The 21,951-nt window shown below is 71.3% G+C and carries 18 protein-coding genes and 1 pseudogene; 13 read left to right on the top strand and 6 right to left on the bottom strand.

From position 1 onward, the window contains the following. Positions 1-64 precede the first annotated feature (64 nt). Positions 65-2,422 (top strand): MMPL family transporter, encoded by a 2,358-nt coding sequence (locus ACFYOH_RS21435; protein ID WP_388627660.1) that lies wholly within the window; start codon positions 65-67, stop codon positions 2,420-2,422. A 48-nt stretch (positions 2,423-2,470) separates the two neighbouring features. Continuing rightward, positions 2,471-3,514, top strand: a complete 1,044-nt coding sequence (locus ACFYOH_RS21440; protein WP_388627662.1) for a zinc-dependent alcohol dehydrogenase family protein — start codon at positions 2,471-2,473, stop codon at positions 3,512-3,514. Between the two features lie 30 nt (positions 3,515-3,544). On the opposite strand, the gene ACFYOH_RS21445 is transcribed toward ACFYOH_RS21440, so the two are convergent. From ACFYOH_RS21445 to ACFYOH_RS21455, 3 genes are all read right to left on the bottom strand, one after another. After that, a complete protein-coding gene (locus ACFYOH_RS21445; RefSeq protein WP_388627663.1) occupies positions 3,545-3,739 on the bottom strand; it encodes a helix-turn-helix transcriptional regulator in 195 nt (64 codons plus the stop codon). A gap of 415 nt (positions 3,740-4,154) precedes the next feature. Then, a complete protein-coding gene (locus ACFYOH_RS21450; protein ID WP_388627665.1) occupies positions 4,155-5,114 on the bottom strand; it encodes a helix-turn-helix domain-containing protein in 960 nt (319 codons plus the stop codon). Between the two features lie 40 nt (positions 5,115-5,154). Beyond that, a complete protein-coding gene (locus tag ACFYOH_RS21455) occupies positions 5,155-6,072 on the bottom strand; it encodes a sugar phosphate isomerase/epimerase family protein (RefSeq protein ID WP_388627667.1) in 918 nt (305 codons plus the stop codon). Positions 6,073-6,197: 125 nt separating this feature from the next. Between ACFYOH_RS21455 and iolC the strand changes: the two genes are divergently transcribed. From iolC to ACFYOH_RS21485, 6 genes are all read left to right on the top strand, one after another. Then, a complete protein-coding gene (gene iolC, locus ACFYOH_RS21460) occupies positions 6,198-7,148 on the top strand; it encodes a 5-dehydro-2-deoxygluconokinase (protein WP_388627668.1) in 951 nt (316 codons plus the stop codon). Then, positions 7,145-8,092, top strand: a complete 948-nt coding sequence (locus ACFYOH_RS21465) for a deoxyribose-phosphate aldolase (protein ID WP_388627670.1) — start codon at positions 7,145-7,147, stop codon at positions 8,090-8,092. The genes iolC and ACFYOH_RS21465 overlap by 4 nt, the downstream gene beginning before the upstream one ends. 7 nt (positions 8,093-8,099) lie before the next feature. After that, positions 8,100-8,939 (top strand): 5-deoxy-glucuronate isomerase, encoded by an 840-nt coding sequence (gene iolB / locus ACFYOH_RS21470; protein WP_388627671.1) that lies wholly within the window; start codon positions 8,100-8,102, stop codon positions 8,937-8,939. Further along, positions 8,936-10,816, top strand: a complete 1,881-nt coding sequence (gene iolD / locus ACFYOH_RS21475; RefSeq protein ID WP_388627672.1) for a 3D-(3,5/4)-trihydroxycyclohexane-1,2-dione acylhydrolase (decyclizing) — start codon at positions 8,936-8,938, stop codon at positions 10,814-10,816. Before iolB ends, iolD begins: the two co-directional genes overlap by 4 nt. Before the next feature lie 16 nt (positions 10,817-10,832). Continuing rightward, positions 10,833-12,335 carry a CoA-acylating methylmalonate-semialdehyde dehydrogenase gene (gene mmsA / locus ACFYOH_RS21480; RefSeq protein WP_388627674.1) on the top strand — a complete coding sequence of 501 codons (1,503 nt, stop codon included), beginning with the start codon at positions 10,833-10,835 and terminating at the stop codon, positions 12,333-12,335. A 309-nt stretch (positions 12,336-12,644) separates the two neighbouring features. Further along, a complete protein-coding gene (locus tag ACFYOH_RS21485) occupies positions 12,645-14,081 on the top strand; it encodes an APC family permease (protein WP_388627675.1) in 1,437 nt (478 codons plus the stop codon). Here ACFYOH_RS21485 and ACFYOH_RS21490 read toward each other — a convergent pair whose 3' ends face one another. Further along, entirely contained in the window at positions 14,082-14,495 is a 414-nt protein-coding gene (locus ACFYOH_RS21490) for a GNAT family N-acetyltransferase (protein WP_388627676.1), read from the bottom strand. It abuts the gene before it with no gap. A gap of 115 nt (positions 14,496-14,610) precedes the next feature. Here ACFYOH_RS21490 and ACFYOH_RS21495 point away from each other — a divergent pair, with 115 nt between their 5' ends. The 3 genes and pseudogenes from ACFYOH_RS21495 to ACFYOH_RS21505 form a co-directional block, all read left to right on the top strand. Beyond that, the gene (locus ACFYOH_RS21495; protein WP_388627678.1) at positions 14,611-17,259 is read left to right on the top strand and encodes a CocE/NonD family hydrolase; all 2,649 of its coding nucleotides are present in this window, start codon (positions 14,611-14,613) and stop codon (positions 17,257-17,259) included. Next, positions 17,256-18,110 carry an ABC transporter permease gene (locus ACFYOH_RS21500; protein ID WP_388627680.1) on the top strand — a complete coding sequence of 285 codons (855 nt, stop codon included), beginning with the start codon at positions 17,256-17,258 and terminating at the stop codon, positions 18,108-18,110. The genes ACFYOH_RS21495 and ACFYOH_RS21500 overlap by 4 nt, the downstream gene beginning before the upstream one ends. A 259-nt stretch (positions 18,111-18,369) precedes the next feature. After that, positions 18,370-18,768 (top strand): annotated as a pseudogene (locus ACFYOH_RS21505) (long-chain fatty acid--CoA ligase); the annotation flags it as partial. 56 nt (positions 18,769-18,824) lie between these two features. On the opposite strand, the gene ACFYOH_RS21510 reads toward ACFYOH_RS21505, so the two are convergent. Together ACFYOH_RS21510 and ACFYOH_RS21515 are read right to left on the bottom strand one after the other, a co-directional pair. Next, positions 18,825-19,232, bottom strand: a complete 408-nt coding sequence (locus ACFYOH_RS21510) for a rodlin (RefSeq protein WP_388627682.1) — start codon at positions 19,230-19,232, stop codon at positions 18,825-18,827. Positions 19,233-19,440: 208 nt separating this feature from the next. Beyond that, positions 19,441-19,851, bottom strand: coding sequence for a rodlin (locus ACFYOH_RS21515; protein ID WP_388627683.1), 411 nt, complete (start codon positions 19,849-19,851; stop codon positions 19,441-19,443). A 536-nt stretch (positions 19,852-20,387) separates the two neighbouring features. Between ACFYOH_RS21515 and ACFYOH_RS21520 the strand changes: the two genes are divergently transcribed. Both ACFYOH_RS21520 and ACFYOH_RS21525 read left to right on the top strand, forming a co-directional pair. Next, the gene (locus ACFYOH_RS21520) at positions 20,388-20,615 is read left to right on the top strand and encodes a chaplin (protein ID WP_388627685.1); all 228 of its coding nucleotides are present in this window, start codon (positions 20,388-20,390) and stop codon (positions 20,613-20,615) included. A 117-nt stretch (positions 20,616-20,732) separates the two neighbouring features. Further along, positions 20,733-21,932, top strand: coding sequence for a chaplin family protein (locus ACFYOH_RS21525; RefSeq protein WP_388627687.1), 1,200 nt, complete (start codon positions 20,733-20,735; stop codon positions 21,930-21,932). Positions 21,933-21,951 lie beyond the last annotated feature (19 nt).

The raw sequence follows: 21,951 nt of genomic DNA on the forward strand, positions 1-21,951 counted from the left end.
GCAATGACCGACTCATGCTGCCTGCCTGCACAGACATGGGTCACGGTGAAGGGGACACCGCAAGATGACCGAAGTCAACACGCCGCTGCGGACGGGCGAGGGGGCGTCCGAGGGGACATCGGAAGGCGCGCCGGAGGGGGCGCCTGAGCGGACACCGCCCCGGCCCGGCCGCTACACCCGCATCGTCACTGCCCGCCCACGCCTGTCACTCCTGGTGGCCCTGGTGCTCACCGCCCTCGCCGTGCTGGCCGGCAGCGGCGTCGCGGACCGTCTCGGCAGCGGCGGCTGGGAGGACCCGGCCGCCGAGTCGACGTACGCCACCAAGGCCCTGGAGCGCGAGTTCCCCGACTCCCAGCCGAACCTGCTGCTCATGGTCGACTCGGGCCGAGCCTCCGTCGACGATCCGCAGGTCGCCGCCGAGGCCCGCGACCTGGCCGGCCGGCTGGCGGGGGAGAAGGGCGTGACCGGCGTCGGCTCCTACTGGCAGAGCAGGTCACCGGCTCTGCGCGCCAAGGACGGCCATGAGGCGCTGATCGCCGCCCGCATCACCGGCGACGACAACGCGATGGGCAGAACGCTCGACCGCATCGCCCCGCACTACCGGGGCGCGCACGGCCCGGTCCAGGTGAGGATCGGCGGTGTCGTCGCGGTCCGGCACGAGATGCAGACGATCATCAAGGAGGACCTGGCCCGCGCAGAGATGATCGCCCTGCCGATCACGCTGGTGCTGCTGGTGATGGTCTTCGGCAGCGCGATCGCCGCCCTGCTGCCGCTCGGCATCGGCATAGTCGCCATCCTCGGCACCAACGCCGTCCTGCGCGGTCTGACGGCCTTCACCGACGTCTCCGTCTTCGCGCTCAACCTCACCACGGCCCTCGGCCTCGGCCTGGCCATCGACTACGCCCTGTTCATCGTCCGCCGCTTCCGCGAGGAACTGTCCTCGGGCGCCACCCCGTTGACGGCGGTCGGTACGACCCTGCGCACCGCAGGCCGCACGGTCCTGTTCTCCGCCCTCACGGTGGCGGTGTCCCTGGCCGCGATGATGGTCTTCCCGCAGTACTTCCTGCGGTCCTTCGCCTACGCCGGCATCGCCGTGGTCCTGCTCGCCGCGGCCGCCGCCCTGATCCTGCTCCCGGCCGCGCTGGTCCTGCTCGGCCACCGTGTCAACTCCCTGGACCTGCGGCGCCTGTTCCGCCGCCGACGCGCCCCGAAGCCCGCCGAGGGGGCCACCGGGACCACGGCGACCACCGGGACCGCTTGGGCCCGGGCCGCCGGCCTGGTGATGCGCCGCGCCCCTCTCTTCGCGCTGGGCACCACCGTCCTCCTGGTCACCCTCGGACTGCCCTTCCTGGGCGTGAAGTTCGGCACTGCCGACGACCGCCAACTGCCCTCGACCGCCGAGTCCCATGTGGTGCAGGAGCACATCCGCGCGGGCTTCCCGGGCAGCCCCGGCGGCGGTCTGGAGGTCCTCGCCGAGGGCAGGGCCACCACCGCCCAGTACGCCGCTTACAAGCAGCAGGTGGCCGCCCTGCCCGAGGTGGCCCGCGTCGACGGCCCGCTGGTCAGGGGCGATGCCGCCTACTTCACGGTGCAGCCGAGGGGCGAGGCGGTCGACGACCCGGCCCAGCGCCTGGTGGGCGACATACGTGCACTGCACGCGCCGTTCGACGCCAAGGTGACCGGCACGGCCGCCGTCCTCGTCGACACCAAGCACGCGATAGCCCAGCGCCTGCCCTGGGCGGCCGTGTTCATCGCCGTCGTCACGCTCCTCCTGGTCTTCCTGCTCACCGGAAGCGTGCTGATACCCGTGCAGGCCGTGGTGCTCAACGCGCTCAGTCTGACCGCGATGTTCGGTGCCGTGGTCTGGGTCTTCCAGGACGGCCACCTCTCCGGCGCGCTGGGCTTCACCAGCTCCGGCTCCATCGAGACCACCCTGCCCGTGCTGATGTTCTGCGTGGCCTTCGGGCTCTCCATGGACTACGGCGTGTTCCTGCTCTCCCGCATCAAGGAGGAGTACGACCGCACGGGAGACCATGACGCGGCGGTGCGGCACGGACTCCAGCGCACCGGCGGGCTGATCACCGCGGCGGCGGTCATCCTCGCGGTGGTGATGGTCGCCATCGGCACCTCACGGGTGACCAACACCAAGATGCTCGGCCTGGGTATCGCCCTCGCGGTCCTGATGGACGCGATGGTCGTCCGGAGCCTGCTGGTGCCGGCGATCATGCGGCTGACGGGCAGGGCCACGTGGTGGGCACCGGCGCCGTTGCGGCGCTTCCACGAACGGTTCGGCGTGAGCGAGGGCGAGCATCCAGCGCCCCCGACGGGGCGCGGGGCTGTTTCGACATGCGGCTCTGCCGCGGGGCCCGACCAGCCACAGACGGCCCGCAGCCGCCAAACGGCAGCTACCACCGAGCGCTAGCGTTCCGCAGGAAACGGTGGCCTGACGTGGCCGGAAGGTGAGGCAAAGATGCGCGCGGTGGTATTCGAGCGGTACGGCGAGCCGGCCGAAGTACGAGACGTACCCGACCCGGAACCCGCCGAGCACGCCGTCGTCGTACGGGTCGAAGCGACCGGCCTCTGCCGAAGCGACTGGCACGGCTGGATGGGCCACGACCCCGACATCACGCTGCCGCACGTACCCGGGCACGAACTCGCCGGCGTCGTCGCGTCGGTGGGCTCCCGGGTGACCGGGTGGCGGACCGGCGACCGGGTCACCGCGCCGTTCGTCTGCGCCTGCGGCGCCTGCCCGGCCTGTGCGGCGGGCGACCAGCAGGTGTGCGAACGCCAGACCCAGCCGGGCTTCCACCACTGGGGCTCCTTTGCCGAGTACGTCACCCTCGACCGCGCCGACGTCAACCTGGTCGCGATCCCGGACGACATGGCGTACACCACCGCCGCCGCGCTCGGCTGCCGATTCGCCACCGCCTTCCGCGCGGTGGTGCAGCAGGGCCGGGTGGCGGCGGGGGAGTGGGTCGCGGTGCACGGCTGCGGCGGGGTCGGGCTGTCGGCGGTGATGATCGCGGCGGCGGCCGGGGCGCGCGTGATCGCCGTCGACGTGTCACCCCAGGCGCTCGACCTCGCACGGAAGTTCGGCGCCGCGCAGTGCCTGGACGCGACCGGCACGCCGGACACGGCCGCCGCCGTCCGGGAGCTGACGGGCGGCGGCGCCCATCTCTCCCTGGACGCCCTCGGCTCACCCGCCACCTGCGCGGACTCCGTGAACGGCCTGCGCCGCCGCGGCCGGCACGTCCAGGTCGGGTTGCTGCCCTCGGCCGACGGCACCACCCCCGTCCCGCTGGCCCGTGCCATCGCCCTGGAGCTCGAACTCCTCGGCAGCCACGGCATGGCCGCCCACACCTACCCCGAGATGCTCCGCCTGGTCCGCTCCGGCGCCCTGCGCCCCGACCTCCTGGTGACGTCCACCATCACCCTCGACGCCGCACCGGCGGCACTCGCGGCGATGGGTACGGCACCGGGGGCCGGGGTCACGGTCATCGAGCCGTGGCGCTGAGAGCGGCCTACCGGTCGACTCACGGGGAGGTCACTTGCGGCTGCGGTTGCCCGGCCGGGAGGCGACCCAGGCGCGGACGGTTTCGGCGTACCAGTAGGGCTTGCCGCCCTCCACATGGTCGGGCGGGGGCAGCAGTCCGTGCTTGCGATAGGACCGTACGGTGTCCGGCTGCACCCTGATGTGCGCCGCGATCTCCTTGTAGGACCAGAGCCTTCGGTCGGTCATGAGTTGCACCTCCCTGCGCGCGCCACAGCGGCGACCGTGGACGGCCGTCGGGGGAGCCGGGCGCTGCGCTGGCGATCACCAAGCCTGCGACCGGTGAACGACGCAGAGTGACCAGGGGAAAGCGTCTGTCGACACCATGTGACGCAGAATCCGCGTACGCGCAACATGTGTGACACAGAAGGGGTTTTTGTGACACGGCCGACGCAAAGGCGTACGCCCGGGCGTCGGCGCGGCACGTTGATTTTCGCGCCGATCCGAGGTGGCGGACCAGGCCGATCCAGGGCAACGAACCAGGCGGTCCGGGGCCGGTGGCACCAGGTCGCGAGGGCGGGCCGGGTCCGCTGCGTCAGACCCGGCCCGCCGGCTTCCCCGCGCCCGCCGGCGGCCGCTTCCCCCGCGGGGGCGTCCTCCCGGATCAGTCCCCCTGGCCGCCGGAGGCCCCCGCTTCCCCCGGGAGCCTGATGGCCGGGCGATCAGCGTGCCCGGTGCTGCCCGCGCGGGTCTTGGAAAAAAGCGCACCCCGCCCGGAGGCGAGCAGCAGGCTGGTGGCCTCGCCCGCCAGCCGGTCGTTCACGGGGCTCGCCGCCGGCAGCCTGCGGGCCGCCAGGAACTCTCCGGGAGTGCAGCCCGTCATGGCCTTGAACTCGCCGCTGAAGTGCGCCTGGTCGTAGTACCCGCACACCGCCGCGGTCTCCGCCTGCCCGTGTCCCGCGGCCAGCAGCCGCCGCGCCCGCTGCAGCCGCAGCACCCGGGCCGCGGCCTTCGGAGGCAGACCGATCTGTTCCCGGAAGCGGTTCTCCAGATGCCGTACGCTCCAGCCCACCTCCTCGGCCAGCCGGGGCACCGGAAGCACGCCGGAGTGCCGCCGCAGCAGTGACCAGGCGCGCACCACCCGCTCGGAGACGGGCACACCGGCACCGAACCGCTCCAGCAACACCCGGTCGAGCAAGGCGAACCGTTCCGCCCAGGTGGGCAACGCGGCGAGGGCGCCCACCAGTTGGCCGAGGACCGAGTCCAGCTGGTCCGGGCCGATCGACCGGTTGGCGAGTTCGTACTGCTCCGTTCCGAACAGGCCGAACGCGGCCCAGGGTTCCAACAGCACCTCGATGCCGGAGATCCGGCCCCCGTGCTCGCCGAGGGCCGGGACGGTGGTCAGCCCGTTGACCACGGACACCAGTGACACGGGGGGCCGCCCGGCACGGGAGATGTGCACCGGCTGCTCGAAACCCAGCAGCAACGTGGCCGCCCCGATCGGCGCCTCCAGCCGGCGGCGCGGCCGGTCGAGGTGCACCCGCACCCCGCGATAAGTGATCACACCGGGCCGCAATGCCGGATGCGGCCGGGCAGGCACGGTCTCCCAGGACACGCCGCCCATGCTACGGGCGGCAACCGCAATCCCTGGTCGACAGCCGCCCCTACACCCCGCAAGACCGGAGAAACGCCCGAGTCCGCCGGGCGATGGGCAGCGGCGCATCCGGCGCACACGGATACATGTCCTGCTCGACGATCGCGAACAGATCCACCCCCAGCCGCTGCGCGGCCTCCAGCACGGGCCTCAACTCCGGCACCCCGCGCGGCGGTTCGCACATCACGCCCCGAGCCACCGCCGGCCCGAACGGCGTCCCCTCGGCCCGTACGTCCGCCAGGATCCCCGGATTCACCTGCTTGAGGTGCAGATACCCGATCCGCTCGCCGTACGTCTCGATCAGCCGCACGCTGTCCCCGCCGCAGTACGCGTAGTGCCCGGTGTCCAGGCACAGCGACACCAGGTCGGAGTCCGTACCGTCGAGGAAACGGCTGACGTTCTCCTCGCTGTCGATATGGGTGTCGGCATGCGGATGGACGACGATCGTCAGCCCGTACCGCTCCCGCACCTCCCGCCCCAGCCGCTCGGTCAGCGAGGTCAGGTTCCGCCACTGCTCGGCGGTCAGCGTGTCCGGCTCCAGCACCTCGCCCGTCTTGTCGTCCCGCCAGAAGGACGGGATGACGACGAGATGCCGGGCACCCATCGCCTGGGTGAGGGCCGCGATGTCCGACACGTGCGCCCACGTCTTGTCCCACACGGACTCACCGTGGTGCAGGCCCGTGAAGACGGTGCCGGCCGACACCTTCAGGCCACGCCGCGCGGTCTCCTCCGCGAGCACCGCGGGGTCGCTGGGGAGATAGCCGTAGGGGCCCAGCTCGATCCACTCGTAGCCGGAGTCGGCCACCTCGTCGAGGAAGCGCTGCCAGGGCACCTGGCGCGGGTCGTCGGGGAACCACACGCCCCAGGAGTCGGGCGCCGATCCGATCCGGATACGGGACAGTGAGGAGGAGGGTGACAGCGACGTCATGGGCGTCAGCGTGCGGGCGCGCGGAAAGCGGTGTCAAGAGCTGGTCCGAATGTCTGGACAAAACATTGACAGGGTTCGCCGTACGGGACTAGAAAGCCGGGGAGAGTCATGACGAAGGGAAGCCGATGGCCTACGACCTGATCACCATGGGGCGGATCGGAGTGGACCTCTACCCACTGCAGACCGGCGTCCCGCTCGCCCAGGTGTCGTCCTTCGGCAAGTTCCTCGGCGGGTCGGCGACGAACGTCGCGGTCGCCGCGGCCCGGCTCGGCCGGCGCACCGCCGTGATCACCCGCACGGGCGACGACCCGTTCGGCGTCTATCTGCACGAGGCGCTGCGCGGCTTCGGCGTCGACGACCGCTGGGTCTCCCCGGTCCCGGGCCTGCCGACCCCGGTCACCTTCTGCGAGGTCTTCCCCCCGGACGACTTCCCGCTCTACTTCTACCGGCAGCCCAAGGCGCCCGACCTGGAGATCGACGCCCATGAACTCGATCTCGACGCCATCCGTGCCGCCCGTATCTTCTGGATGACCGGCACCGGCCTGAGCGAGGAGCCCAGCCGTACGGCCACCCTCGCGGCCCTCGCCCACCGGGCGAAGGCGGGCACCACCGTCTTCGATCTCGACTGGCGGCCCATGTTCTGGACCGACCCCGACGCGGCCCGCCCCTTCTACGCCGAGGCCCTGCGCCACACCACGGTCGCCGTCGGCAACCTGGACGAGGTGGAGGTGGCCACCGGCGTACGCGAACCGCATGCGGCCGCCCGCGCGCTGCTCGACGCCGGGGTCGAGATCGCCGTCGTCAAGCAGGGGCCCAAGGGGGTCCTGGCCGTCAGCCGCGACGGCGAGTCCGCCGAGGTCCCGCCCCTGCCCGTCAACGTCCTGAACGGTCTCGGCGCCGGGGACGCCTTCGGCGGCTCCCTGTGCCACGGACTCCTGGAGGGCTGGGACCTGGAGACGATCATGCGGCACGCCAACGCGGCCGGCGCCATCGTCGCCTCCCGCCTGGAGTGCTCCTCCGCGATGCCCACCCCGGACGAGGTGGCCGCCGCGCTCGACGCCGGAGCGGTGCTGTGAGGGCCGGCCGGGTCGCGGGCACCCACACCGAGGGCGGGGACGCCGGACGCAGGCCCCGTGTCGACGTGGCCGAACTCGTCCGCGTCCGCACCCACCACCCCGAGGCGATCGCCGAGGCCGCCACCCGCCGGGCCCGCAGGCCGCTCCTGAACGAGAACGGCAAACTGATGATCGTCGCCGCCGACCACCCCGCCCGGGGCGCGCTCGGCGTCGGTGACCGCAAGCTCGCCATGGCCAACCGCGCCGACCTGCTGGAACGGCTGTGCCTGGCACTGAGCCGGCCCGGTGTCGACGGCGTCCTCGCCACCGCGGACATCCTGGACGACCTGCTGCTGCTCGGCGCCCTCGACCACAAGGTGGTCATGGGCTCCATGAACCGGGGCGGACTGCAGGGGGCCAGCTTCGAACTGGACGACCGGTTCACCGGTCACCGCCCCGAGGACATCCAGCGGCTCGGCTTCGACGCGGGCAAGCTGCTGCTGCGCATCGACTACGACGACCCCGGCTCCCTGACCACCCTGGAGTCCACCGCCCGCGCCGTCGACGAGATGGCCGCGCGCCGGCTGCCGGTCTTCGTGGAGCCGTTCATCAGCCGCCGCACCCCCGAGGGCAGGGTGAAGAACGACCTGTCCGCCGAGGCGGTCACCCGGTCCATCGCCATCGCCTCCGGTCTCGGCGGCTCCTCCGCCTACACCTGGCTGAAGGTGCCGGTCACCGAGAATCCCGACGACATGGCCCGGGTGATGGAGACCTCCACCCTGCCGGCCGTCCTCCTCGGCGGCGACATCGGCGACTCGCCCGAGGACCAGGTCGCCGCCTACGAGAAGTGGCGCGGCGCGCTGCAACTCCCCACCGTGCGCGGCCTGGTGGTCGGCCGCTCGCTGCTGTACCCGGCGGACGGCGATGTGGCCGCCGCCGTGGACACCGCCGTAGGACTGCTGTGAGGGCCGCATGACCAGCACCGATCTGCATCTGCCCAGGGGCGCCACCGCGAACGCCCAGTACGCCGTCGACATCGACCCCAAGTTGGCCGGCTGGACGCACAGCAGCCTGCGCGTGGTCGAGTTGGCGCCGGGTGGCACACATACGTTCACCACCGGGGACAGTGAGTGGATCGTGCTTCCGCTGGAAGGCGGATGTACCGTACAAATTGCGACCGCATCGAACGACAAGGAAGAGTTCCAACTCCTGGGCCGGGAAAGCGTGTTCGCGGACGTCTCCGACTTCGCGTATGTTCCCCGGGACGCCCGGGTCCAGATCGCCTCCGGCGCGGGAGGCCGCTTCGCCCTGGCAGGAGCGAAGTGCGAGCGACGACTCCCCGCCCGCTACGGCCCCGCGCCGGAGGTCCCCGTCGAGGAGCGCGGCAGCGGCTCCTGCGCCCGCCGGGTGCGCAACTTCGCCTCGGCGGACTCCTTCGACTGCGACAAGCTGATCGCCGTAGAGGTGATCACCCCGGGCGGCAACTGGTCGTCGTACCCGCCGCACAAGCACGACGAGCACCGGCCGGGCGAGGAGTCCGAGCTGGAGGAGATCTACTACTTCGAGATCGACGGCCCGAAGGGCCTCGGCTACCAGCGCGTGTTCCCCTCGCGCGCGGGCGGCGCGGACGTGCTCGCCGAGGTCCGCTCCGGCGACGCCGTCCTCGTCCCCGACGGCTGGCACGGGCCGTCCATCGCGCAGCCCGGGCATGACATGTACTACCTGAACGTCATGGCGGGCCCGGGCGAGACCCGGGAGTGGCGGATCTGCTTCCACCCCGATCACGTAGAGAGCACAGGGGGCTACCGATGACGACGATCCGGCTGACCGTCGCCCAGGCGCTGGTCCGTTTCCTCGCCGCCCAGTACACCGAACGCGACGGCGCACGGCGGCGGCTGATCGGCGCCACCTGGGGCATCTTCGGGCACGGCAATGTCGCGGGGCTCGGGCAGGCGCTGATCGAGTACGCCGACGTCATGCCGTACCACCAGGGCCGCAACGAGCAGTCCATGGTGCACGCGGCCGTCGGCTACGCCCGCCAGTCGAACCGGCTGTCCACGCACGCGGTGACGACCTCGATCGGCCCCGGCGCCACCAACCTGGTCACCGGCGCCGCCCTCGCGACCGTCAACCACCTGCCGGTCCTGCTCCTGCCCGGTGACGTCTTCGCCACCCGCCCCGCCGACCCGGTCCTGCAGCAGCTGGAGGTGCCGTACGCCGGCGATGTGTCGGTCAACGACACCCTGCGCCCGGTGTCGAAGTACTTCGACCGCATCACCCGCCCGGAGGCCCTGATCCCGAGCGCCCTGCAGGCCATGCGGGTCCTCACCGACCCGGTGGAGACCGGCGCGGTCACCCTCGCCCTGCCGCAGGACGTGCAGGCGGAGGCCTTCGACTGGCCGAAGGAGTTCTTCTCGACGCGCGTGTGGACGGTACGCCGGCCGGGCGCGGACCCGACCGAGCTGGCCGAGGCGGTCCGGGCGGTCCGGGAGGCACGCCGGCCGCTGGTGATCGCGGGCGGCGGAGTCCACCACAGCCGCGCCGAGCTGGCCCTCGCCGAGTTCGCGGCGGCCACCCGCATCCCGGTCGCCTCCACCCAGGCCGGCAAGGGCTCCCTGCGCCACGACCATCCGCAGGACGTGGGCGGGGTCGGCCACACCGGCACCGCGACCGCCGACGAACTGGCCCGCACCGCGGACCTGGTGATCGGCGTCGGCACCCGCTACACCGACTTCACCACCGCCTCCGGCACCCTCTTCGAGAACCCGGACGTCAGCTTCCTCAACCTCAACATCGCGCCGTACGACGGCCACAAGCTGTCCGGACTCCCGCTGGTCGCCGACGCCCGCAGCGGCCTGGGCGAGCTGACCGAGGCGCTGGTGATGCACGGGCACAAGGTGGCTCAGTCGTACGTCACCGAGTACACCGAGGACAAGGAGCGCTGGGAGCAACGCGTCGACGCCTGCTTCGAGGCCGACGAGCCGGACATGCGACCCACCCAGCCACAGGTCATCGGGGCCCTGGACGCCCTGGTGGACGAGTCCGACATCATCATCAACGCGGCCGGCTCGCTCCCCGGCGATCTGCACAAGCTGTGGCGGGCGCGGTCGGTGGACCAGTACCACCTGGAGTACGGCTACTCCTGCATGGGCTACGAGATCCCGGCCGCGCTCGGCGTGAAGCTCGCCGCGCCGGAGCGGAACGTGTGGGCGCTGGTCGGCGACGGCACGTATCTGATGATGCCGACCGAGATCGTGACGGCCGTGCAGGAGGGCGTCGCGATCAAGATCCTGCTGGTGCAGAACCACGGGTACGCGTCCATCGGCGGGCTCTCGGAGTCGGTGGGCGGCGAGCGGTTCGGCACCGCCTACCGGTTCCAGGCCGGGGACGGGACGTTCACGGGCGCCCCGCTGCCGGTCGACCTCGCCGCCAACGCGGCCAGCCTGGGCATGCGGGTACTGCGCGCGAAGACCGTACGGGAGCTGCGCGAGGCGCTCGCCGAGGCGCGCGCCGCCGACACTCCCACATGTGTCTACGTGGAGACCGAAACGTCCGACACTGTGTCGGGCGCGCCTCCGGCGCAGGCCTGGTGGGATGTTCCTGTGGCCGAGACCGCGACCCGACCGTCCGCGGTCAAGGCACGAGAGCTGTACGAACGGCACGTCTCGACCCGACGCCGCCATCTGTAATAAGGAGTCTCTGGGCATGACGAAGATCGTCAACCACTGGATCGGCGGGAAGACCGTCGAAGGCGCGTCGGGCACGTACGGGCCGGTCACCGACCCGGCGACCGGCGCGGTCACCACGAAGGTCGCGTTCGCCTCGGTGGAGGAGGTGGACGCGGCCGTAGCAGCCGCCAAGGACGCCTTCACCACCTGGAGCCAGTCCTCCCTGGCCCAGCGCACGACCATCCTCTTCCGGTTCCGCGCGCTGCTCGACGCCCACCGCGACGACATCGCCGAGCTGATCACCGCCGAGCACGGCAAGGTGCACTCCGACGCGCTCGGCGAGGTCGCGCGCGGCCTGGAGATCGTCGACCTGGCGTGCGGCATCAACGTCCAGCTGAAGGGCGAGCTGTCCACGCAGGTCGCCAGCCGCGTCGACGTGGCCGCGATCCGCCAACCGCTCGGTGTCGTCGCCGGCATCACGCCGTTCAACTTCCCGGCGATGGTCCCGATGTGGATGTTCCCGATCGCCATCGCGTGCGGCAACACGTTCGTGCTGAAGCCGTCCGAGAAGGACCCGTCGGCGTCGCTCAAGATCGCCGAGCTGCTGTCCGAGGCCGGTCTGCCGGACGGCGTGTTCAACGTCGTGCACGGTGACAAGGTGGCCGTGGACCGCCTGCTGGAGCACCCCGACGTCAAGGCCGTGTCCTTCGTCGGCTCCACCCCGATCGCCCGCTACATCCACACCACGGCCTCCGCCAACGGCAAGCGGGTGCAGGCCCTGGGCGGCGCCAAGAACCACATGCTGGTGCTGCCGGACGCCGACCTGGACGCGGCCGCCGACGCCGCCGTGAGCGCGGCCTACGGCTCGGCGGGCGAGCGCTGCATGGCCATCTCCGCGGTCGTGGCCGTGGGCTCGATCGGTGACACGCTGGTGGAGAAGATCCGCGAGCGCGCCGAGAAGATCAAGATCGGTCCGGGCAACGACCCGACGTCCGAGATGGGCCCGCTGATCACCGCCGCCCACCGCGACAAAGTGGCGTCGTACGTCTCCGGGGCCGCGGCCGAGGGCGCCGAGGTGGTGCTCGACGGCACCGGCTACACGGTCGAGGGCTTCGAGGACGGCCACTGGATCGGCATCTCGCTGCTGGACAAGGTGCCGACCAGCGCCAAGGCCTACCAGGACGAGATTTTCGGCCCGGTGCTGTGCGTGCTGCGCGTCGACACCTACGACGAGGGCGTGGCGCTGATCAACGCCTCGCCGTTCGGCAACGGCACGGCGATCTTCACCCGGGACGGCGGCGCGGCCCGCCGCTTCCAGCTGGAGATCGAGGCGGGCATGGTCGGCGTGAACGTGCCGATCCCGGTGCCGGTGGGCTACCACTCCTTCGGCGGCTGGAAGGACTCGCTCTTCGGCGACCACCACATCTACGGCAACGACGGCACGCACTTCTACACCCGCGGCAAGGTCGTCACCACGCGCTGGCCCGACCCGGCCGACGCACCGGCGGGCGTGGACCTGGGCTTCCCGCGCAACCACTGAGCGACCGACAGGGGCCGAGAGAGCCCGACAGGGTCGTCCGCTATGCGGACGGCCCTGTTTTTTTGTGCGGGGGCGCTGCGATTCTCGTACGGCCGCAAGGGCCCGCCCATAGGGACCGTTGATACGAGAATCGGCGATCGGCCGCTTCATTGCTGCGGATTCCGTAGGTGAACACCCATTGACGCGGCGGTTTTCGTCGGGGTTCCATTCAGCCGCCGGGAGCGGACCAGAGCATGTACGACCAGCCGCCGGAGGCGATAGCGCTCCCGACCCCCACCCTCACTCGCACGAGTCGATCGGAACCGCCGCATGACCGACACGCTCCGCCCTGTCGACACAGCCGTGACAGCCGCTTCTGACAGCCCTCAGAAACTCAAGCGGTCCATCGGCGTCGTCGGCGGCACCCTGCTCACCCTCTCGTGCGTCACGCCCGCCTCCACGCTCTTCGTGATCGTGCCCGATCTGTTCTCCAGCCTGGGCACGGCGACGGCGCTCTGCCTCGTCATCGGCGCGCTCCTCTGTATCCCCGTCGCCTTCTGCTACTCCGAGCTGGGCACCCTCATCCCCAGCGCGGGCGGCGAGTACGCCATCGTCTCCACCCTGGCCGGTCGGCTCGCCGGCTGGCTGGCGTTCGTGATGTCGCTGCTCGTCGTGATGATCGTCCCTCCGGTCATCGCGATGGGCACCGCCGACTACCTGGCCCCGATCGTCCACCTCGACCCGGCCATGACGGGCGCCGGCGTGATGATCGCGGCCACCCTCGCCGGCCTGCTGGACCTGCGCGCCAACGCCTGGATCACCGGCATCTTCCTGGTCCTGGAGATCGTCGCCGCCGGAGTCGTCGCCCTGCTCGGCTTCACCCACTCCCACCGCGGTGCGAGCAGCCTCGTCAGCTCGCTCCAGGTGGCCGGTGACCACGCTCACGTCAACCCGGTCACGGCCATGATGGTCCTCTCCGGGCTCGCCATCGCCCTCTTCGCCACCCAGGGCTTCTCCACCGCCATCTACCTCTCCGAGGAGCTGGAGAACCCGCGCCGCAGTGTCGCCCGCACCGTCCTCGCGACCCTCGCCATCTCCAGCGTCGTCATCCTGGTGCCGGTCGTGGCGATCACCCTGGGCGCCGGTGACCTGAAGACCCTGACCGGCGGCGACATCAGCAGCATGGTCATCGCCTGGAGCAACTCGGCCGTCGGCACCTTCGTCAGCCTGTGCGTCGCCCTCGCGATCATCAACGCGGGCATCGTCATGGTCATCCAGAACTCCCGCGTACTGTTCGCCTCCGCCCGCGACAAGGCCTGGCCCGCCCCGGTCAACAACGCCCTCGCCAAGCTCGGCCGGTTCGGCTCCCCCTGGGTCGCCACCCTCGTCGTCGGCGTCCCCGGTGCCTTCCTCTGCTTCGTCAACCTGGACACCCTCTACGGCGTCACCGGCGTCGCCGTCACCGGCCTGTACCTGCTGGTCGCGATCGCCTCGCTGCTCGCCCGGCGCGGTGCGCACGGCCCCAAGAAGGCCTGGCGGATGCCGCTGTGGCCGACGATGCCGGTCCTGCTGATCGCCGTCCTCGTCTACGTCCTGGTCGAGCAGGACCCGTCGTACCTGTGGTGGACCGGCGGCATCACCGCCGTCGCCACCCTCTACTGGGCCTTCTACCTCCGCCCGCGCCGTGAGACCCGCTGGCTGGTGTCCCTTCCGGAGGACATGCGGCTCGCCGAGGAGGAGCAACTCGCCGAGGGTGCGCAGGAGTAGTCAGAACTCCCAGGTCAACACCCTGCACGAATCGTCGTCCTTGCCGCCCGCGCTGCGATAGGCGGCAAGGGCGACGTCGTTCCCGGCGTCGACCCCGACCCACATGCCGTAGCAGCCGCGCTCCCGGGCCAGCGCGGCCAGCCGCTCCACCAGCGCCCGCCCGATGCCCCGGCGCCGGTACGGCTCGTCCACGGCCAGCTCGTACAGGAACATCTCGGTGCCCTTGTCCGGGTGGACCGTCTCGACGCCGCTGACGAAGCCGACGGGGACCCCCTCGTCCTGCGCGTACGCCAGCAGCAGATGGTGCCCGGCGGCGGTGAGGAAACGCTCCGCCCACTCGGGGCGCGCCGGGTTGTCGAACAGGTGCTCGGCGGCGACGACCTCCGCGACGGTGGTGGCCCGGTGAATGTCCATGCGCCTTCGTACCACGGCTGGTGTACGCCGGGCAGACCCCGTACTCCTGCGGGAGGGGCGGGGGTTCAGCCCACCGGCTCCCTCGGTTGTCGGTGGCGGCCCGTACCGTTGAGGCATGGATCTTCGGGTGCCTCCACTGCGAGGGCTGCTCAAGGGGCCGCGCCGGCTGTTCGCCGCCGCGGCCGCCGTCGTGGTGCTCGCCGGCGCCGGCACCTGGACGGCCGCCGCATCCGGTGACACGCCCCCGGTGCACAGGACCGACCAGGCCATGGCGGTCGACGGAGTGCGCCTGGACACCTCGTACTTCACCCCGGCCGGCGCCGGCCGCCACCCCGCCGTCCTGCTGGCGCACGGCTTCGGCGGCAACAAGGACGACATGCGCCAGCAGGCCGAGGACCTCGCCCGGGACGGGTACGCGGTCCTGACCTGGTCCGCGCGCGGCTTCGGGAAGTCCACCGGAAAGATCGGGCTCAACGACCCGAAGGGCGAGGTCGCCGACGTCTCCCGGCTCCTCGACTGGCTGGCGAAGCGCCCCGAGGTCCAGCTCGACAAGCCGGGCGACCCGCGCGTGGGCATGGCCGGCGGCTCCTACGGCGGCGCGATCTCCCTGCTCGCCGCCGGGTACGACCACCGGGTGGACGCCATCGCCCCGGCCATCACCTACTGGAACCTCGCGGACGCCCTGTTCCCGAACGGCGTGTTCAAGAAGCTGTGGGCCGGCGTCTTCCTCAATCTGGGCGGCGGCTGCGCCCGCTTCGAGCCCGAGCTGTGCCGGATGTACGACAGGGTGGCCGAGTCCGGCACCCCGGACCCGGCCGCCCGTGAACTCCTGCAGGAGCGCTCGCCGTCCGCCGTCGGCTCCCGCATCAAGGTGCCCACGCTGCTGCTGCAGGGCCAGACGGACTCCCTGTTCACCCTCGGCCAGTCCGACGCCGCCCAGAAGGCGATCCGGGCGAACGGCGCGCCCGTGGGCGTCGACTGGATCGCGGGCGGCCATGACGGCGGCGACATGGAGACCGGCCGGGTGCAGGCACGCGTGCGTGCGTGGTTCGACCGGTATCTGAAGGGCGACGCCTCGGTCGGCACCGGCCCGGCCTTCCGGATCACCCGCACCGGCGGCGTGAACTCCACCGACGGCACCGCCCAGCTGCGCGGCGCGACCGCCGGCAGCTACCCCGGCCTGCGCGAACACCCGCGCGGCATCGCCCTGACCGGCGTCACCCAGCACATCACCAACCCGGCCGGCGCCAGCCCGCCCGGCGTCTCCGCCCTGCCCGGCCTCGGCGGCTCGGGCGGCCTCGGTCAGCTGTCGGCGCTGGGCCTCGGCGTCTCCCTCGACTTCCCCGGCCAGTACGCGAAGTTCGACTCCGCACCGCTCACCCGCGACCTGCAGATCACCGGCACCCCGACCGCGACCGTCCACATCACCTCGACCAGCGACGACGCCGTCCTGTTCGGCAAGGTCTACGACGTCGGCCGCGGCGGCACCCAGCAGGTGCTGCCCTCCCAGCTCGTCGCCCCCTTCCGGGTCACCGGCGCCAAGGCGGGCAAGGACGTCACGGTCACCCTCCCCGCGATCGACCACGAGGTGCAGAAGGGCCACCGGCTCCGCCTCGTCCTCGCCTCCACCGACCTCGGCTACGCCTCACCGGCCGCCCCGGCCACCTACACCGTCTCCCTCAAGGGGGAGCTGAGCGTGCCGACGGCCCCCGCCGTCACCACCGCCGCGGCCCCCCTGCCCTCCTGGGTCTGGTGGCTGCCGGGTGCCGGCGCCGCCGCCGCGCTCGCCCTGCTGCTCACCGCCCGCCGCCGTACGGCCGGCCCGGCGCCCGACCCGGAGCTGGCCGACGTCCCGCTCGTGATCAAGGACCTGAGCAAGCGGTACGCGAAGTCCGCCGACCGGTACGCGGTGCGCGAGCTGTCCTTCCGGGTGGAGAAGGGCCAGGTGCTCGGCCTGCTCGGACCCAACGGCGCGGGCAAGACCACGACCCTGCGCATGCTGATGGGCCTGATCACCCCGGACGACGGCGAGATCCGCGTCTTCGGTCACGCGATCCGGCCCGGCGCGCCCGTGCTGTCGCGGGTCGGCGCCTTCGTGGAGGGCGCGGGCTTCCTGCCGCACCTGTCGGGCCGGGAGAACCTGGAGCTGTACTGGCGGGCCACCGGCCGCCCCCCTCAGGACGCCCATCTGGAGGAGGCCCTGGAGATCGCCGGGCTCGGCGACGCGCTCGCCCGCGCGGTGCGCACCTACTCGCAGGGCATGCGCCAGCGCCTCGCCATCGCCCAGGCCATGCTCGGCCTGCCCGACCTGCTCATCCTCGACGAACCCACCAACGGCCTCGACCCGCCCCAGATCCGCGAGATGCGCGAGGTGATGATCCGCTACGCGGCCGCCGGCCGCACGGTGATCGTCTCCAGCCATCTCCTCGCCGAGGTCGAGCAGTCCTGCACCCACCTGGTGGTGATGGACCGCGGCCGACTGGTCCAGGCCGGCCCGGTCGGCGAGATCATCGGTTCCGGCGACACCCTGCTCGTCGGCACCGCCACGCCCGTGGAGGAGCCGGTCGTGGAGAAGGTCGCCGCGCTGCCCGGCGTCGCCTCCGCAGTGCGCACCGACGACGGGCTGCTGATCCGGCTGGACCCCGGCGGCACGACCGAGCGGCTGGTCGTGGAGCTGGTGCGGCTCGAGGTGGCCGTCGCCTCGGTCGGCCCGCACCGCCGTCTGGAAGACGCCTTCCTCACCCTGATCGGAGGTTCTGCATGAGCACGCTCACCGAGGTCGCCTCCGGTTATCAGACGCGGCACACCCTGCCCCTGCGGGTCGAGCTGGTCCGCCAGCTCAAGCGGCGCCGGACCCTGGTCATGGGGGCCGTCCTCGGGCTGCTGCCCTTCGTGCTGCTGATCGCCTTCGCGATCGGCGGCGACCCGTCGAGCCGCGACGGCCGGATCACCCTGATGAACACGGCCACCGCGTCCGGCGCCAACTTCGCCGCGGTGAACCTGTTCGTCTCGGCCGGCTTTCTGCTGGTGATCCCGGTCGCCCTGTTCTGCGGGGACACGGTCGCCTCGGAGGCGAGCTGGTCCTCCCTGCGCTATCTGCTCGCCGCGCCCGTGCCCCGGGCCCGGCTGCTGTGGTCCAAGCTGACCGTGGCGCTGGGGCTGAGCCTCGCCGCGATGATCCTGCTCCCGGTGGTCGCCCTCGCGGTCGGCACGGCGGCGTACGGCTGGGGCCCGCTGCAGATACCCACCGGCGGCGCGCTGGACACGGGGACGGCGGTGCAGCGCCTGGTGGTGACCGTGGCGTACATCTTCGTGTCCCAACTGGTCACCGCCGGGCTCGCCTTCTGGCTGTCGACGAAGACGGACGCCCCGCTCGGCGCGGTCGGCGGCGCGGTCGGTCTGACCATCGTCGGCAACGTCCTGGACGCCGTCACCGCGCTCGGCCACTGGCGCGACTTCCTGCCCGCGCACTGGCAGTTCGCCTGGGCCGACGCGGTCCAGCCGCACCCGGAGTGGTCCGGCATGATCCAGGGCACCGCGATCTCCATAACGTACGCCCTGGTGCTGTTCGCCCTGGCCTTCCGCGGTTTCGCCCGCAAGGACATCGTCTCCTGAGAGGTGCGGGGAGGAGTCTGCCCGACCCATTGACTGTCCTTACCTGTGAGTAAGTTGCCCCGGGAGCACGAGCCTTCGCAAGAGCCGCGACCGGGAGTCGTCATGGGCGTACGCAGGGACCTGAAACGGGCACGGCAGCGCACCGATCTGGCGGAGCGGGTCTCGGTGGAGATCGTCAGGGACGCCACCGGCACCGTGCGCGAGGTGCGGGCCGCGGCCCTGGCGCCGCCACTGACCACCGGCTCCCTGGCCGACCTGCGGCAAGAACGTCTCACCGGCCGTCCTGGAGGACCGGCTGCGCAGCCACGCGCCGGTCGGCCAGTGCGTGGTCGTCGGCGACAACCGCCCCTTCGTGGCCGCGCTGATCACCCTCGACCCGGAGGCGGTCGCCCACTGGCTGTCGGTACACAAGCTGCCGCCGGACACCCCGCTCGCCGAGCTGGTGCACGACGAAAGGCTGCGCGCGGAGGTGCAGAAGGCGGTCGACCACGCCAACCAGGCGGTCTCCCGCGCCGAGTCCATTCGCGCCTTCGCGCTCGTGGAGGGGGAGTTCACCGAGGAGAACGGGCTGCTGACGCCGTCGCTGAAGGTGAAACGGCACGCGGTCGTGGACCGCTGTGCCGAGCAGATCGAGGAGCTGTACCGCAGGCGGCCGTAGACAACGAAGCGGCGGGTCACCGGAAGGACCGGTGACCCGCCGCTGCGGAACGTTGTTCAGCTGTTGTTGGTGCCGTTGCCGGACACGGCGGAGACGTCGTCCAGGAGGTGCGAGAGCGGCTCGTCGCCCTTGGCCTGGGTGGAGTTCTCGACGCACTGCTGGCTCTGCGGCGCCGACAGGACCGGGACGTCCTGCGCCGTGACCGGCACCACGCCGACGAGCGAACCGAGGTTCGCCTTGGCGGGCAGGCCCACGCAGGGTTTGTTCAGCGAGCCCTGGACCAGCGAGAGCTGCGGGCTCATGGTGCCGGACGTGATGGAGTTGCCGAACGTCTGCGAGGCGCCGGTGCCGCTGACGGAGCTGGTTCCGGTGTCGTTGCCGATGGCGAGCGCCTGGGGAGCGGCCGCAGCCGCGATGCCGGCGACCGAAGCGGCGACCGCCGTGGTTGCCCACAGCTTCTTCATTCTCATGCCCTTTCGAAATGCGGATCCGGGAAGGAAGCCGACCACCAACGCGGTGGTCCCGCCCCGTGGGTGCAGGGTTTGCCCCGTGCGGCTCGGTACCGTGGGACGAAGCGACCGATGCCCCCGTCGGTCGCGGTGAGCGGTACGGACCGGCGCACGGCTCCGAGAGGCCGACGCCGGCAAGCCGGCCGAGTGCCGGCGGTGGGGCTCAGCTGTTGTGGGTGCCGTTGCCGGACAGAACGGAGAGGTCGTCCACGAGGTGCGAGAGCGGCTCGTCGCCCTTGGCCTGGGTGGAGTTCTCGACGCACTGCTGGCTCTGCGGCGCCGACAGGACCGGGATGTCCTGTACGGATACCGGTACGACTCCGGCGAGCGATGCCAGGTTCGCCTTGGCCGGCAGACCGACGCAGGGCTTGTTGAATGACCCCTGGATGAGCGCCATCTGGGGGCTCATCGTGCCGTACGTGGCGGAGTTGCCGAACGTCTGCGAGGCGCTGTCTCCGCTGGCGGACGTGGTGCCGGTGTCATTGCCGGTGGCCAGTGCCTGGGGCGCGACCGCGGCGGAGACGCCGACAACGGAAGCGGCGACCGCAGCGGTGGCCAGAACCTTCTTGATCACTTGCTGGTTCCCTTCTGAAGAAACCCCGTCTTGCGGAGCATCCTGAATCAACTGCCGCGACCTTCCCTGGTTGTGCGGCTTCACTCCGATGGCCCACGTCGAAATTCCGTCGGGGCGTGCTGCGAGGTCCTGTGTCACTGCCTGCTTCCGATCCTGAACCGTCCGACCGGGTGAATCACCGAAACCAGACCCGCCGGCCGCGGTTGATGTGGAGGAACGTGTGAGTTCACCAGGTGACGTGGGTGCCTGTCAGGTAAGGAGAGCGAAGGCGGAAGAAGGCAACGGCCGCGACAGCGGTTGCCGCGCCCAGACGCCGGCCACCCGTTCGGCGCCGACCGCCAGTTTGCCGCTCTTTACAGCGCCGGAGTGTCAAGTCTGCCAAGGCGTTCGGGTGAATTCCTTGGTGGCTCGCGTTCCGCAGTTTCCCGGGCTGTCTATTCCTCGTTGTAGAAATGTCGGTCATGGCGCGAGCCGTTCAAACTGTGCTCGCTCGGTCTTACCGCCAAAGAGGCATGACCGGAGAGAAAGGAAATTTCATGCAGAAGAGTGCTGCAGTTGTCGCCGGAGCGATTATGGCTCTGGGCGTGGCCGCTCCGGCCTTCGCCGATGCCGGCGCCAGCGGATACGCCGCCAACTCCCCGGGCGTCCTCTCCGGCAACACGGTCCAGGTCCCCGTGCACATTCCCGTCGGCGTGTGTGGCAACAGCATCGGCCTCGTCACCCTGCTGAACCCGGCGTCCGGCTCCCTGTGCACCAACTCCTGACCGGGTAACGGCGCCAGCCGTCCGGCTGCGCCACAGTCGGCCTTGGACCACCACCGCTTGCTGTGCCAAGGCCGGCTTTCCCAGTTCTTCATTTCTCCAAGCAGGAAGACAACAAGAGTGCGACAGACCCTGAGCAGGGGAATCGTCGTGGCAGCTGCCGCGACGAGCGTTCTGTCCCTGTACGGCAGCCCCGCCCTCGCGGACTCGAACGCGAGCGGCACCTCCACGGGCTCGCCCGGGCTGGTGTCCGGTAATACCGTGCAGGCGCCGGTCGATGTGCCGGTCAACGTGTGTGGCAACACCGTCGATGCCATTGCCCTGCTGAACCCGGCGTTCGGGGGTTCGTGTGGTGGTGCGTCGGGCGCGAGCTCGCCGAGTTCGCCGGGCGCCTCGAGTCAGGGCTCCTCCGTGGGCTCGCCCGGGGTGGTGTCCGGTAATACCGTGCAGGCGCCGGTCGATGTGCCGGTCAACGTGTGTGGCAACACCGTCGATGCCATTGCCCTGCTGAACCCGGCGTTCGGGGGTTCGTGTGGTGGTGCGTCGGGCGCGAGCTCGCCGAGTTCGCCGGGCGCCTCGAGTCAGGGCTCCTCCGTGGGCTCGCCCGGGGTGGTGTCCGGTAATACCGTGCAGGCGCCGGTCGATGTGCCGGTCAACGTGTGTGGCAACACCGTCGATGCCATTGCCCTGCTGAACCCGGCGTTCGGGGGTTCGTGTGGCGGTGCGTCGGGCGCGAGCTCGCCGAGTTCGCCGGGCGCCTCGAGTCAGGGCTCCTCCGTGGGCTCGCCCGGGGTGGTGTCCGGTAATACCGTGCAGGCGCCGGTCGATGTGCCGGTCAACGTGTGTGGCAACACCGTCGATGCCATTGCCCTGCTGAACCCGGCGTTCGGGGGTTCGTGTGGCGGTGCGTCGAACGCGAGCTCGCCGAGCTCGCCCAACGTCCCGGGCCAGGGCGACTCCGACTCAAGCTCCGTGGCGACTCCCCCGGGACAAGCCCAGACACCTGCCCCGGGACAAGCCCAGACACCTGCCCCGGGACGAGCCCAGACACCTCCCTCGAAGAGTGGCAGGCATACTCCGTCCACTGCCCACCTTCCGGCCCCCCGGCACCCCGCCACTGCCGAACAGAAGTGGTCCGACAGCTCCACCGACCAGGTGCGGTCGTCGGACACGACCCCCATGGACGTCAGTGGCCCCACCCGCGCCACCCTGGCGGCCACCGGCAGCGGGGCCATGCTGACGGCCTCGGGCATCAGCTCTGTGCTGATCGCGGCCGGCGTGATCCTGTACCGGCGAAGCCGAGCCGCACACCAACGGTGATCTGCCGGGGGCCGGACGT

Origin of the sequence: Streptomyces sp. NPDC007856, assembly GCF_042868225.1 — a bacterium.
Taxonomy (GTDB): domain Bacteria; phylum Actinomycetota; class Actinomycetes; order Streptomycetales; family Streptomycetaceae; genus Streptomyces.

Bases quoted from the DNA above. Each gene is read 5' to 3' on its own strand.
- ACFYOH_RS21490 (WP_388627676.1), bottom strand. From the start codon at position 14,495: ATGGACATTCACCGGGCCACCACCGTCGCGGAGGTCGTCGCCGCCGAG.
- mmsA (WP_388627674.1), top strand. From the start codon at position 10,833: ATGACGAAGATCGTCAACCACTGGATCGGCGGGAAGACCGTCGAAGGC.
- iolC (WP_388627668.1), top strand. From the start codon at position 6,198: ATGGCCTACGACCTGATCACCATGGGGCGGATCGGAGTGGACCTCTAC.
- ACFYOH_RS21495 (WP_388627678.1), top strand. From the start codon at position 14,611: ATGGATCTTCGGGTGCCTCCACTGCGAGGGCTGCTCAAGGGGCCGCGC.
- ACFYOH_RS21520 (WP_388627685.1), top strand. From the start codon at position 20,388: ATGCAGAAGAGTGCTGCAGTTGTCGCCGGAGCGATTATGGCTCTGGGC.
- ACFYOH_RS21440 (WP_388627662.1), top strand. From the start codon at position 2,471: ATGCGCGCGGTGGTATTCGAGCGGTACGGCGAGCCGGCCGAAGTACGA.
- ACFYOH_RS21485 (WP_388627675.1), top strand. From the start codon at position 12,645: ATGACCGACACGCTCCGCCCTGTCGACACAGCCGTGACAGCCGCTTCT.
- iolB (WP_388627671.1), top strand. From the start codon at position 8,100: ATGACCAGCACCGATCTGCATCTGCCCAGGGGCGCCACCGCGAACGCC.
- ACFYOH_RS21500 (WP_388627680.1), top strand. From the start codon at position 17,256: ATGAGCACGCTCACCGAGGTCGCCTCCGGTTATCAGACGCGGCACACC.
- ACFYOH_RS21445 (WP_388627663.1), bottom strand. From the start codon at position 3,739: ATGACCGACCGAAGGCTCTGGTCCTACAAGGAGATCGCGGCGCACATC.
- ACFYOH_RS21450 (WP_388627665.1), bottom strand. From the start codon at position 5,114: ATGGGCGGCGTGTCCTGGGAGACCGTGCCTGCCCGGCCGCATCCGGCA.
- ACFYOH_RS21435 (WP_388627660.1), top strand. From the start codon at position 65: ATGACCGAAGTCAACACGCCGCTGCGGACGGGCGAGGGGGCGTCCGAG.
- ACFYOH_RS21510 (WP_388627682.1), bottom strand. From the start codon at position 19,232: ATGAAGAAGCTGTGGGCAACCACGGCGGTCGCCGCTTCGGTCGCCGGC.
- iolD (WP_388627672.1), top strand. From the start codon at position 8,936: ATGACGACGATCCGGCTGACCGTCGCCCAGGCGCTGGTCCGTTTCCTC.
- ACFYOH_RS21455 (WP_388627667.1), bottom strand. From the start codon at position 6,072: ATGACGTCGCTGTCACCCTCCTCCTCACTGTCCCGTATCCGGATCGGA.